The organism is Brevibacillus sp. NRS-1366 (genome assembly GCF_050467985.1).
The window spans coordinates 33,881-46,900 of the sequence record NZ_JBITPN010000052.1 but is presented as its reverse complement, the minus strand read 5'-3'; the positions used below and the strand labels follow the sequence as shown (position 1 = coordinate 46,900).

The following is a 13,020-nucleotide window of genomic DNA, read 5'->3' as shown; positions in this document are numbered from 1 at the left end:
TGGCAGTCTCTAATGCCATAGCCTACGCTTTCGGATCAAAGATATCGCGCAGGGCATCACCTAGCATGTACACGGTAAAAACGACGATCGTAATGGCCATTCCCGGAAACGTCGCCAGCCACCATGCTTCCCGCAAGTAATCCTTCCCTTCACTCAGCATCGTTCCCCATTCCGGCGTAGGCGGCTGTGCTCCCAGTCCGATAAACCCGAGTGCAGACGTTCCTAAAATCGCACTACCGATGAACATCGTCGTATAAACGATGAGTATGTTTGAAATATTCGGAATCAATTGGTTCATAATAATCCACCAGTTGGAGCTTCCGATGGACCGGCTCGCTTCTACATACCCTGACCCTTTGACGGTTAGAGCTGCTCCGCGGACCAGAATAGAAAAACCGGGTATAGACGAGATCCCGATCGCGATCATCGCATTTTCCTGACTGGGTCCAAGTGCTGCTACGATCGCCAATGCCAGTACAATCCCTGGAAGCGCCAGCAAAACATCCATGATCCTCATCATCACATTATCAAAAATTCCTCCCAGGTAAGCGCTTGTCACACCAATAAGCGTTCCGGCGACAAACGTCATCGCTGACGCCATTACCGCTACTGTCAACGTCACCCTGGTTCCATACAGCAAGCGTGATAAAATGTCACGGCCAATGGCATCTGTACCGAGCCAAAATTCCTTTGATGGACCTTGCATAAAAGCTTCGTAATACGCTTTGGTTGGATCATGCGGGGCAATCCAAGGACCGATGATACCGATTACAATGATCGCCAGCATCATGAAGAAGCTGTATTTCGCCTTCTTTTTTTGCATGATCTTGCCCAGCAGTTCAAAACGGGGCAGCGATCTTTCCCTGCGCCACGCCGGAGGGACAGGAATCGTTTTGTTAAGCTCGCTCATGCTATGCTCCCTCCCTTTTTGCCATGTGGTCGATGCGTGGATCGAGAATCGCGTACAGAACGTCAATCAAAATCACGACCAGGACGTAAATCGCACCGATAAACAACGTTGTTCCCTGAATTATGGGAAAATCTCGTGAGCTAATGGCCTGAATCGCCAGGGTCCCTATACCTGGCCAGTTAAATACTTGCTCGACAATGACTGCCCCTCCCAAAAGTCCCGCAAATTCCAGTCCAATGACAGCAATGATCGGAATCATCACATTCCGAAAGGCGTGGCGCAGCAGTACGATCCGGTCCCCCATTCCTTTTGCGCGAGCTGTTCGGATGTAGTCATTGGACAAGACCTCGACCATCCCCGCACGGGTCAAGCGGCAGAGTGCAGTTGCCATCAAAGTGCCTAGCGTGACCGCAGGCAGCACGATATCCATGAAGCCGGTGCCTCCTGCAATCGGAAACCAGCCCAGGTGCACAGAAAACACGAGAATCACCAGCAGACCGAGCCAAAAGCCAGGCAGAGCCATACCAAAGGTTGAAAACGTCATGATAAGACCATCGATAAACGTATCTTTAAACCTCGCGGCGACAACTCCCAGCCCAATCCCGACAATAACAGCGACGCCCAAGCTTGCCACTGCCATTTTGGCCGTAGCCGGGAAACGCTCGGCAATTTCTGTGCTCACCGGTCTGCCTGTTTTGAGCGAGGTACCCAAATCCCCTTTGACCACACCGGACGCATAGTTTAAATACTGGACCACGAGCGGCTTGTTTAGTCCCAGCTCTTCCCGCAGCGTTTCAATTTGTTCCACCGTTGCCCGCTGCCCAAGCATGATCCGCACGGGATCACCAGGAATGAAATGAATGAGCATGAAGGTAAAAACGGAGAGCCCAAAAAGAACAATGATGCCAGACACGATTCGTTTGAAAATATATTGCTTCATGAGGCATTCACCCACATTTCTCTACCATCTGTTTTTTAGTTTTTGTAGCACGTGCTCAATCATTTTGACATGAGCCTTACCCTGAACCTCACACTCGAACATTCCGATAATCACGGTAACTCATTCGAAAAACCTACTTATGTAATCGTGTCCAATATGGTTGAACATTTGTCCTGCTCCTAATGAGTAACGCGACGTGTTAACCAAATCGCATCCTATTTTTTTCTTTTTCCGCGACCAGACGACAACCTTACATTTTTAAACAATGACGCAACTGGTCTCTCTACTTTCATGTAAACGAACTAAGCTTCTTCCGTTCCGCAGGTTTCAGGTGACGCTACCAGCTTGTACAACAAACGTAACGAATCTTCTTTATAGTTACTTTGCCGAGTCTGCAGCAAGATCGATTTTATTCTTGTTAGGGTACGAATTTGTGCATCCAAAGCTTCAATTTGCCAATTGATTACGTTTGCAACTGATTTTTCACCAGATATCATCTTATTGATCTCATCTATGCCAAACCCCAGATAGCGAAAGGTAAAAATCAGCTCCAGCCGCCATATTTCCTCCATTGTGTAGAGACGATATCGACTATCCGTAACCTCTGCCGGTTTGAGAAGCCCGATTTCGTCGTAGTAGCGAACGGTTTTTACAGTTGATCCGGTGATTTTTGCCACTTCGCCAATCTTGTACTTCTTGCCTTGCGTTGCCTGCTCAGATACAACCTGTCGCTTGGTATCACTTCTGCTTTTTGAATGCAACGTAATCACCTACCAATTACAAAGATGGACAATCAAGTTACGCGAAAGTCAACGGAACTTTAAGAAAATTATTTTATCTTGAAAGCATACAGAATGCCCATTTTTTGTATAAGAAACCCTTCACGGCATTTTTCTCAAATACATTACGAGAAGGGTTTAGAATTTCAATTATTTCAGGTTTACCGGATTAAGTTGTTCCAGTTCCGGTATGATGAAAAGCCCATCCTTGCGAATCAGTCGATCATCGAACCAGATTTCACCTCCGCCGCATTCCGGACGTTGAATCATCACCATGTCCCAATGAATAGAGGATTTATTCCCATTATTGGCTACGTCATAGCATCGGCCAGGTGTAATGTGAAAACTGCCGTCTATTTTCTCGTCGAACAAAATATCTTTCATCGGTTCCCGAATGAATGGATGGAAACCAATCGCAAACTCTCCAACGTAACGCGCGCCTTCATCCGTATCGAAAATTTTATTGATGCGTTCCGTATCATTAGCTGTCGCTTTCACAATCTTCCCGTCAGTAAACTCCAATCGAACATTTTCGTAGGTAAATCCCTGATAAGGGGATGGCGTGTTAAATGTGATGACACCATTCACCGAATCGCGAACCGGCGCGCTGAACACTTCTCCATCTGGGATATTGTATATCCCGTCACACGCAACCGCTCCGATCCCTTTAATCGAGAACATAAGCTCTGTACCAGGCCCCGTAATCTTCACGCGGTCTGTTTTGTCCATTAATTCCTTTAAAGGAGCCATAGCCATGGACATCTTCGCGTAATCCATCGTGCAGACATCGAAGTAAAAGTCTTCAAACGCCTCCGTACTCATGTTGGCAAGTTGCGCCATAGAAGAACTCGGGTAACGCAGGACTACCCATTTTTTAGTGAGAGTTGTTGAAGCTACGACTTGACGGTAAAGAGAAGCATACAGCCCCATTTTGTCACTTGGTACATCTGACAGTTCGCTCAAATTCTGACCGCCGACAACTATAATATGTGCTTGCATCTTTTCCATCTGGAACTGATCAATTTCAGCCCAGGTCCTAAGCTGATCTTCGGTTCCTTCCAGTAAAAGCTGGCGGAGTACAGAGTGATCCCGCAGGTTCACATAAGGATGTCCCCCTGCTTGTTGAACTGCTTTCACCAGTTCCTTGACCAGCGGAGTATCTATTCCCATTGCTTCGATCAATACATTCTCGCCTTTTTGCACATTTGTGGAATAGTTTACTAGTACATCTGTTAATTTTGTAAGCCGTGGATCAACCATATGATACAACAACTCCTTTTTCGTATAGTCCTTGCCTTGCTCTACACACTTTGATACTGTATAGGCTGAAAGAATGTTAAGGCTTTTGCAGCCTCTTGAACCTTGAATAATTGTCGGTCTGTATACGATACATGTTGCCATTTCCATTTGAGTCACAGATAAACTGAATCGCCATCTCCAAATCCTCCTTCAGCTTAAAGATAATTCTGTCTTTGCCACCGGCACGCAAAGGAAATGTTTTTCACCATGATCAGCGATAATTTTCCATCTTCCATTTTAAGTACCAGGTGTACTCCTTCTCCTGACTTGAATTCTCCTGTAAAATCAGGCAGGGAACCGTCGTGACCATTCCTACAGGGTTTCTTCCGTATTGCTCCCCGTATTTTTCAATCGCCTTCATAGAAAGCGGTTGTAGAACTGTCGAGCTTACATTGCCAAGTATCGTTGCAACAGGTCGTTCCAATTCAATTATGAGCGTCTGATCATCAGGTGCTTTTACAGTTTTTACCCCCCGCTAAAAAAGCAGATCCAGCACTTCTGTCTCCATGTTAAACTCTCAAGTGATCGGAGAGTCAATCACAACCCGGGAAGGTACTTCGGCTACTCAAGATTTCGCTGCCTCTTGAACCTTGGAAAATTGGAACCCAGCTAAATCAATTTTGCAAATTTCATTGTTCTCATCTCTGGTAAATCGTACGGCATTCGTCGATCCAACTATTAAAAAGAGATCTTCATCAATCGGTTTCAACACTGTAGGCTGATTATTCATATACAAATGCAGTAGTCCCTCATCTAAACGGACGGTAATAGAAAGAGCCATAGACGCATCTTGAAACTCCCCAATAAATTGCGGTAAATTCTCTGACGGTACCGGATAGTCCTTGAAAATGATATGAGTAGCTTCGGGTGAACGGTTCTCCAGACAATTAAAGGCAGCATTCATGATAGCAGTGGATTTTTTAACAAATAGATTGGACATGACAATTCCAGTCAGTCCTTTTTTAGCAAAAATGTGCATTTGCGAATCCCCGCCTTTTATCCCACCGGCGTGTCCAATCAAGCCCGTTCCGTGGTAATCGGGAATGACTAGTAAACCGTACCCATAGTTTTCCCCCGCTATCGGGTTACACTCGAAATAAGAATTCGTCATCAGTACTACACTTTCACTTGTCAGGATGCGCTTGCTACCTACCTGTCCACCTTTGCGGAAAATTTCCGTGTACTTCAACATGTCTCGAACAGTTGATTTTAAGAAGCCTGCCGCTCTTTGCACGGTGGTGTCCCACCAGTTTGGAGAAGGGATCACGATTTGTTTTCCGTTTTGTTCCCGCGTTACATAAAGATTCGTAATATTATCATTCCGGCTCAATTCGTCCAGGAAAAAGGAGCTGTTATACATTCCAGCTGGCTGCAGGATGTGCTCTTTCACGTAATCCTCATACAATTGTCCACTGGCCCGTTCGATAACCGCTCCTAATAATCCGTAACAATCATTGTTATATAACCACCGAGTACCAGGCGGTCCCAATAACTCGAAATCCAAATGAGCAATATAATCGAGATAATCCTCATACGACTCAACAGGATTGATCTCGTCCCTGTTCATCTGAAGGAGCTGTGGCTCGCTCTTAAATTCCTCGTCCGTCGCAGTGTGAACCAGTAAGGCGGGCGAGGAAGGTAAGGCTGGTATGCCGCTCGTGTGAGTCATAAAGTGATGAATGGTGATCTGCTCTGTGCTTCCATTTTTCAAACGAAAATTAGGCAAATACTTTTTGACGGGGTCATGCACGGAGAGCTTGCCTGCCTCTTGCAGCTGCATAATCGCAACACATGTAAACGATTTTGTAATCGATCCGATGGCGAATACGGTATCAATTGTAACCTCCAACTGCTTTTCCACGTCGCGGTAGCCGAAGCCCTTTCCATAGAAAAGCTCACCGTCTTTGGCTAATCCGATAGCAACACCAGGTATTTGATTTTCTTTCATGACTTTTTGCACATAATCTTCAAAAAATTGCGTCCATTCTTCGCTTTGCATGTTTATCATCCCCCGCTATTTTGTGTGTGAACTCTTTGAACAGAGTTTCATTTCTTCCGTCAAATATAAACTCTCAAGTTACCGGAGAGTCAATGAAAACTATTTGGAAAAATGAAGGTTTTTATAAGGGAAAAACTGGCATTTTGGTTAGCGGCAACAGAAAAAGGCTGGAAGAGCTCAATGCCTTTCCAGCTTGGTTCAATTGCATTGTCGCTCACCAAAATGCGAACGAATAATTCATCGCAAGCGGCACCCATCGAGTTGAGATTCTAGAATTTGAAATCGCTTTCAATTTAATGCGGATGCCACAGTCCCTTGACTAGTAGATTTTATTCTCCCTCCAGATGGTCCAGCTTCCATTGCATTCCTTTAAGTAGTAATAATCGCGCTTTTAATTCCATCTTCACAGGTGGATGCAAGATAGAACATAACATCGCGTATCGATCAATTCGGCTGATTTCTGGTTTTAGCCAGCTCACGGCAAATTGACGAAAAAACTCCGGGGTAACAGGAAGTTGTTCCGTATTTGCAAACAATGATGCATGTTCATTCACGATCGCTTGCATGACAGGACTGTCCGGAGATTCATTTTGCTCCACGGCATCGAGCAGTCGCATTAAAAGTTCTTCCATTTTTGCGCTCCACGTTGCAGGATCGATTCGATTCTGTTTTATGAAGCTCATGGCAATCTCTATACCATGCCTTATTTCCGCAACAAACTGCGGATCGTTCAGCAACTCCTCTATTTCAAGTAAAGCGGCAGTTTGTTGTGCCGATAATTTTCCTTTTTTCGTGAAGACATCATTTAAAGTTCTTATGAAGTGTTCTTTCCACACAACCGGAACATTATCAGGAATCACAGAGGCTATTATTTTTTCATTAATAAACCTCTTCCGTTCCTCTGTACTGACGGCAATTGACTGTACCAGCTCGTGCAAATAGTGTATGGAATCTTCTCCATAGTCACTTTGCAGGGTCTGTTCTAAAATCAATTTTACGCTTGTAAGTGTTCGAATCTGTATATCCAATGCTTCCATTTGCAAATCGATTACAGTGGCAACCGATGTTTCCCCTGATATTAATATTCGAACCTCATCAAGGCCAAAGCCCAGATTACGAAGGGTAAGGATCATTTTCAGCCGCCATATTTCCTCCATCGTGTAAAAACGATACCTGCTAGTGTTAACCTCTGCCGGCTTGAGCAGTCCAATTTCGTCATAATAGCGAACTGTTGGTACAGTTGTACCGGTCATTTTTGCCACTTCGCCGATCGAATATTTTGTGCCTTTCTCTGTTGGATTGTCTACATGTTGTTGCTTGCTAACCTTTCTCATTGAATGCAACTACAACACCCCCACGATCTGAGTATGCGGCTTCGTCATTTGCTCCACACTGGCAACGGACAGGATGCGCTTTTTCCAACCAGGCCACCAGTGCGGAAAATCTCTGTATATCGAAGCATATCACGGGCTGTGGATTTCAGGAAGCCTACCGCCTGCATCGCTGGCGCATTCCACTAGATGGGGGCCGCGTACACTTCAATTGCTCCAACCTTAGTTTTGTTCGTATAATTTGTGGTAATGTCCGTATGTCCGGCTAGTAAACGCCGTATACCATTCCTGCCGAAACCAGAATGTGATCCTTCAGATACTGCTAGTATGGTTTGCCGCTCGATCGCTCGATGACAGCACCTAACAGCCCGAATGCCTCATTTGAATAGGTAGGTGAATAGATGAGCTAACCTTCCTTGGCCAAGCCGATTGAAGCATCTGGAATTAGTCATGTCTATTTCTCCCCTCATCTTTTTTAGACTTTGCCACCGCTGAGCCCAACTTACAGATTCAGCAGGCAGCAAAGCCCGCTCTTTCCTAACTTTTCTACTTCCCTACTGATCCACCCATGCATCGTTAAACATCGGCGTTTCCTCCACAAGCTTAACACCTTTCACTCGCTTATTTACTACCGTAAACTGCTTAGCCACATACACTGGAACAATATAGGCCTGTTCAACCATGTATTTTTGAGCTTCTGCGTAGATCTGTTTTCTGGCTTCTGTATCATAGGTAGATTGTCCTTTGATGATCAAATCGTCTAACTTCGGATCATTGATTCCAGCAAAGTTATAGCCACCTAGACTGGAATGGAAAAAACCGGAGAGAATATCCGGATCGGTGTAAACATAACTCGTCATAACTAAATCAAAATTTCCTTTCAAAGCGGCTTCCATCTGCGCTACAGGCTCTAAATTCTGAATGCTTACTTTGATACCCGCCTCACCCAGCATGGATTGAATTAACTGGGCATCTTTGTTATATTGCACTGTGCTTAACAAGTTCAAGCTAATCGTATTCCCGTTCTTTTCCCTGACACCTTCCCCGTTTATCTTCCATCCGGCAGCATCAAGGAGCTTTTTCGCTTCGTCCAGATTGTATTTATACCCATACTCTTCTACACCTTTGTCATATCCCAGCATGTAGGGAGACAATGGACCGTTGGCTATTACCCCTTCCCCCAGTAGCACGGACTGTACAATTGCCTCTTTGTTAACCAACATGTTGATCGCTTTGCGGACTTGAATGTCTTGGAACAGATCGTTTTTCAGATTCATTCCAACCATCAGTCCCAACCCTGTCCGCAGTACATCTAGCACTTCATATTTCTCATTATTTCTATACTTTTTAATGTCTTTCGCTGGTACGTTCCAAGCCACATCGATCGTACCGCTATTCAGAGCTGATAACATGGTTTGAGGGTCTTGTATGAATTTTATGACAAGTTTGTCTGGTCTCGGAGGCCCCTGATATTCAAATCTCTGATCATGCCCTTTATAATCTTTGTTGGGAACAAGAGTGATCGATTGACCTGCTTGCCAGCTTTCAAATTTCCACGGTCCCATTCCTACAGGATTTCTTCCGTATTGCTCCCCGTATTTTTCAATCGCCTTCATAGAAAGCGGTTGTAGAACTGTCGTGCTTATATTGCCAAGTAACGGTGCAACAGGTCGTTCCAATTCCAGAATGAGCGTCTGATCATCAGGTGCTTTTACACTTTTTACCGCCGCTAAAAATATACGTGATGTCTTGGCAGCCGTTTTTGGATCTAAAATGCGATCAAACGTTTCTTTAAACGTCTTGGCCGTTACTGGAGTTCCATCGTGCATCGTAACGCCTGAGCGAATTTTAAATGTCAACGTTTTGCCATCCTCTGAAACCTTGTATTCCTCTGCCAGATTCGGTTTATACTCATGTGTGGCAGGATCTTTCGTAAGCAGCGATCCTCCCATCGGAAGAGTAGCGATCGTATCTGCCCCAGTCGATGTATGAGCATCAAGTGTATCTGGTTCCATGGGGAAAGCCATCGTAATCGTTCCACCCGTTTTAGGTTTTGCCTCACTTTGTGGTTGATTTGGTTTAGGAGCTGGCGACGCTTGACTACAGCCAATGACCAAAGACATGAGTAGTGCTGCCAGTAATACGAAGGTAATACCGCGAAATCCCCGCTTGATCTTTAACATAAAGTGAAACTCCCCCTTCTTTTATCTCTTTACTATTTCTGACCATTCCTTCTCCGACATCGTCTTGGTCGGTAACAGTAACGTTGACTGCCTGACCTTCACCAGGCTTTCAAGATCACTCTGTTTAATTTGCGGCGTGACTAAGTGATCTCCTTCATATCAGTCGATCGTCAAATCATATCTCACCTCCTCCAAGTTATGGTAGGTTATATGTTCGGCTAATGAAGTACGGGATCGCTCTACAAGCCTCTAAAAGCGCATTCAAATTGATTTATGTGGTACTGTACCGCTGATCATATTGCGAATCTCGGAGAGTCAATGAAAGTGTTTTACAAATCTTCCCATCTGAAGGAGCAGCGGTTCGTTCTTATATTCCTCGTCTGTCGCAGTGTGGAACAGTATGGCAGAAGTGGAAGGCAAGACTGGTATGCCGCTCGTGTGAGTCATAAAGTGATGAATGGTGATCTGCTCTGTGCTTCCATTTGTCAAACGAAAATTAGGCAAATACTTTTTGACAGGGTCATGCACGGAGAGCTTGCCTGCCTCTTGCAGCTGCATAATCGCAACACATGTAAAAGATTTCGTGAGTGATCCAATGGCGAATACAGTATCAATTGTTACTGCTTTTCCACGTCGCGGTAGCCGAAGCCCTTTCCATAGAAAAGCTCACCGTCTTTGGCTTATCCGAAAGCAACACCAGGTATTTGATTTTCTTTCATAGCTTTTTGCACATAATTTTCAAAAAATTGCGTCCATTCTTAGCTTTGCATGTTTATCATCCCTCGCTATTTTGTGTGTGAACTCTTTGAACAGAGTTTCATTTCTTCCGTCAAATATAAACTCTCAAGTGATCGGAGAGTCAAGGGAAACTATTTGGAAAGATGCCCTTTTTTATAAGAAAAAAACTCTCATTGTAGTTGGCTCAGATGGCTCCCTCGAGCGAGCTTCTGAGCTTCGTAATGAGGGAGTCATTCTACTACATTCTGCCAAACCTAGCCATATTGACTACTTCCAAAAAAGGGGCGTCTCTAAGTCGAAAAATCGACTTATAGGGCACCCACATTTTGCACTTGCAATAAAATTTATGATTTGATCCAATCGACTGTTTTTTGATCCAGCTTTTTAAGGACAGCAGTCAATAATTTTACGGTATTCTCCAAGTCATCATGGTGAAAGCCAATATTAATAGAAGGGACTCCGTATCCTGTTACATGAGCACTTTCTGCATCCGTGCCACCGTCATAGATACACACTTCCGTTTGATACGGAATCCCCTCTTCTTCCGCCGTATCGATGAACAGATCTCTTAATTTCGTATTAGTGATCAAGCCGCTATCGTAAATGATTATCACCGGCCCTAAGCCCACTTTAGGATCATCGTCATTTGCTTCAATGCCGGGCGTATCCATTGCACAAGTCACGTCTAAAGCGATATATACATCAGACTGTATCATTGTCGCGCTCGTTTGCGCTCCGCGAATACCTACTTCCTCCTGCACAGTCGCTCCGCTGTATACCACATTTGGATGACTTACATCCTGTAATGCTTTTAACGTTTCAACAGCGACTAAACAGCCTGCACGATTATCAAACGCTTTTGCCATGTACGGTTTAACCCCTAAATTATTGAGTCAGGCTCCCTTATTCTCGCTGTTTCAATCACTCGTTGCTGTTCTACAGCCTGTCTAAATTCTACAGGTGACAGGTCATACAAGCTCCCATGAATTCGGCGTTCGTTGTAGAAAAGCAAGTTATCCTTTATCCCCTCTTTTCAAAATGGGCTTACCCACCTTTGGTGTTTAGGCTTGAGCCTATTTCAAGCAGCTGTGTAAATACATAGGCATACATCATCATGTGATATCAGCAGGAGTCTAATCATCCGTATCATAAGTTTTGCCTTGTTTTTCAATCAGATTAAACTGAAAAGGGGAATGAATGATCATGAGTTGACCCTTTGTGCCAACAATTTTGTGCGATTTTAGGTACACCCCGCAAGTGATTAATGGTGTGTGTACGGCAATGACAGTTCGAAACATAAATGTCACTATTCTTGGAAGGCCTTCTCAGTCTGCTGTTACAATTCGCATGATGATGACCCCATCCAATTTGCCTTTAAGGTGCGTAATGCAATAAACGTTTTAAGACAGTAAATAAAGAATCAATATAATTATTGGACAATACCTCTTGCCTAAAAAGTCCAATGCCTGGTTGCTAGCCCCCCTTTCTCCCTTAACTCATATAAATTCACTTAGAAAAGAGGAACATCAATGCGAATACCTGTGACAGGATTTGTAATCGAATCAAGTGGATTGGGTTCTCAACACTCCCACACATTGTATATTTCGACCTGGGATGGTAGACCTGTCCACACTCACGCTTTCTCTGGATGTACTTCGTGTGATGATGGTCACTCGCACTATTATGCGGGAATGACGGAGCCAGCTCCGACAGGGGTTCCTCACGTTCATAAGTATTATACAGTGACAGACTTAAGCGATGGTCATACGCACAGAATCAAAGGAACAACAGGTCCTGCCATCCCATTACCAAGTGGCGGTCATTATCATTATTTCGAGGGATACACAACCGTGGACGGAAGGCATCCACACTCCCATATGTATCGAGGAAAAACAGGAGATGAAGAATAGTTTCCTTTAAAACAAACGGCTTCGATGAGAATTCATCAAAGCCGTTTGTTTGCAAGTCAGGTTAAAATACGTTCTAAGCCCTGCTGATTCGCCACAGCGCCCCGGTGCCGGAGTAAGGGATCGCCGTAGTGGCTGCTGCTCCCAGTTTTCCAAAGTCCAATACATAGAGACTTTCTCCATCAGGAGAAAAACGAACAGCTATCGGTCGTTCTGGGCCATATTTGTCCATTCTACCGTCCGGGTTTGCCCGATAAATCACCCCGTTTGCCATTAACCTTCCTTTGAACATTTCCCCAGAAGAACCGGAAGTTCCAAACGGATGAAAAGCTCCGGTAACAACCTGTTCTTTCGGATTGATTTTATTTAAAGGATTTTCACTGGGAAAAGCTTGATCTGTGTAGACCGTTAAGAAAAGATTTTGCGTTTGAAAATTATGCCCCCTTAGCGTGATGGGTGCTCCCGGAAAATCATGAAATTGCGGATCATTTTTCACCCAGCTGTTATCCTGACCGACCACCCCTGAATTTGTCGCGGTTCCTTGTCCAAAATATATATCCATCAGGGCCAAACACCACGCGATTGTTATGATGGTCCCCCCAACTTTCATTTAAAGTCATATTGATGGGTGTCGTTAAACCGGATGTAAACACTTCAATTCGAAATTCCGGTGGCAAATGAATGTCTTCTGATCGAAGTTTTCGATCGGAGCTGGAAGAAGAGTCAGGAGGTTGGGAGTGTGTCACGATAAGAACCCCCCTCTTTCTGAAGTCAACTTCGATGTATGGATATGATTAGCTGGAATTGTCCTATTCTAAAAGAGTGGGATTAGAGATAAGAGCATATGATACTGCATCGTCATGATATTTATCCTATAAACTCTTCTACGAGAAAAACTTCAAAAGTGTGGTAAGGGAATCCCCCCAAGTTATGT

General features: G+C 44.4%; 11 protein-coding genes. 1 reads left to right on the top strand and 10 read right to left on the bottom strand.

Translation table 11 applies throughout. From position 1 onward, the window contains the following. Window positions 1–22 precede the first annotated feature (22 nt). From ACIFQN_RS30415 to ACIFQN_RS30375, 9 genes are all read right to left on the bottom strand, one after another. Complete coding sequence (locus tag ACIFQN_RS30415) at window positions 23–910, bottom strand: ABC transporter permease (protein WP_429836794.1); 888 nt, start codon at window positions 908–910, stop codon at window positions 23–25. A gap of 1 nt (window position 911) precedes the next feature. Beyond that, entirely contained in the window at window positions 912–1,850 is a 939-nt protein-coding gene (gene nikB / locus ACIFQN_RS30410) for a nickel ABC transporter permease (RefSeq protein WP_429836793.1), read from the bottom strand. A gap of 302 nt (window positions 1,851–2,152) precedes the next feature. Beyond that, complete coding sequence (locus ACIFQN_RS30405) at window positions 2,153–2,611, bottom strand: MerR family transcriptional regulator (RefSeq protein WP_429836792.1); 459 nt, start codon at window positions 2,609–2,611, stop codon at window positions 2,153–2,155. Window positions 2,612–2,779: 168 nt separating this feature from the next. Beyond that, on the bottom strand, window positions 2,780–3,889 hold the full coding sequence (locus ACIFQN_RS30400) for an aminopeptidase (RefSeq protein ID WP_429836791.1): 1,110 nt from the start codon (window positions 3,887–3,889) through the stop codon (window positions 2,780–2,782). Window positions 3,890–4,493: 604 nt separating this feature from the next. Then, on the bottom strand, window positions 4,494–5,927 hold the full coding sequence (locus ACIFQN_RS30395; protein ID WP_429836790.1) for a serine hydrolase domain-containing protein: 1,434 nt from the start codon (window positions 5,925–5,927) through the stop codon (window positions 4,494–4,496). A gap of 329 nt (window positions 5,928–6,256) precedes the next feature. Then, window positions 6,257–7,261: a MerR family transcriptional regulator gene (locus ACIFQN_RS30390; RefSeq protein ID WP_429836833.1), complete on the bottom strand. Its 1,005-nt coding sequence runs from the start codon at window positions 7,259–7,261 to the stop codon at window positions 6,257–6,259. Window positions 7,262–7,812: 551 nt separating this feature from the next. After that, complete coding sequence (locus ACIFQN_RS30385) at window positions 7,813–9,441, bottom strand: ABC transporter substrate-binding protein (RefSeq protein ID WP_429836789.1); 1,629 nt, start codon at window positions 9,439–9,441, stop codon at window positions 7,813–7,815. Between the two features lie 315 nt (window positions 9,442–9,756). Beyond that, window positions 9,757–10,056, bottom strand: coding sequence for a serine hydrolase domain-containing protein (locus ACIFQN_RS30380; RefSeq protein WP_429836832.1), 300 nt, complete (start codon window positions 10,054–10,056; stop codon window positions 9,757–9,759). 467 nt (window positions 10,057–10,523) lie between these two features. Continuing rightward, on the bottom strand, window positions 10,524–11,045 hold the full coding sequence (locus ACIFQN_RS30375; RefSeq protein ID WP_429836788.1) for a hypothetical protein: 522 nt from the start codon (window positions 11,043–11,045) through the stop codon (window positions 10,524–10,526). 663 nt (window positions 11,046–11,708) lie between these two features. On the opposite strand from ACIFQN_RS30375, the gene ACIFQN_RS30370 reads away from it, so the two are divergent. Continuing rightward, on the top strand, window positions 11,709–12,089 hold the full coding sequence (locus ACIFQN_RS30370) for a YmaF family protein (protein ID WP_429836787.1): 381 nt from the start codon (window positions 11,709–11,711) through the stop codon (window positions 12,087–12,089). A 73-nt stretch (window positions 12,090–12,162) separates the two neighbouring features. Here the strand turns inward: ACIFQN_RS30370 and ACIFQN_RS30365 are convergent, their stop codons facing one another. After that, window positions 12,163–12,648 carry a hypothetical protein gene (locus tag ACIFQN_RS30365; protein ID WP_429836786.1) on the bottom strand — a complete coding sequence of 162 codons (486 nt, stop codon included), beginning with the start codon at window positions 12,646–12,648 and terminating at the stop codon, window positions 12,163–12,165. Between the last annotated feature and the right edge of the window lie 372 nt (window positions 12,649–13,020).

Bases quoted from the DNA above. Each gene is read 5' to 3' on its own strand.
- ACIFQN_RS30415 (WP_429836794.1), bottom strand. From the start codon at position 910: ATGAGCGAGCTTAACAAAACGATTCCTGTCCCTCCGGCGTGGCGCAGG.
- nikB (WP_429836793.1), bottom strand. From the start codon at position 1,850: ATGAAGCAATATATTTTCAAACGAATCGTGTCTGGCATCATTGTTCTT.
- ACIFQN_RS30400 (WP_429836791.1), bottom strand. From the start codon at position 3,889: ATGGTTGATCCACGGCTTACAAAATTAACAGATGTACTAGTAAACTAT.
- ACIFQN_RS30395 (WP_429836790.1), bottom strand. From the start codon at position 5,927: ATGCAAAGCGAAGAATGGACGCAATTTTTTGAAGATTATGTGCAAAAA.
- ACIFQN_RS30390 (WP_429836833.1), bottom strand. From the start codon at position 7,261: ATGAGAAAGGTTAGCAAGCAACAACATGTAGACAATCCAACAGAGAAA.
- ACIFQN_RS30385 (WP_429836789.1), bottom strand. From the start codon at position 9,441: ATGTTAAAGATCAAGCGGGGATTTCGCGGTATTACCTTCGTATTACTG.
- ACIFQN_RS30375 (WP_429836788.1), bottom strand. From the start codon at position 11,045: ATGGCAAAAGCGTTTGATAATCGTGCAGGCTGTTTAGTCGCTGTTGAA.
- ACIFQN_RS30370 (WP_429836787.1), top strand. From the start codon at position 11,709: ATGCGAATACCTGTGACAGGATTTGTAATCGAATCAAGTGGATTGGGT.
- ACIFQN_RS30365 (WP_429836786.1), bottom strand. From the start codon at position 12,648: ATGGATATATATTTTGGACAAGGAACCGCGACAAATTCAGGGGTGGTC.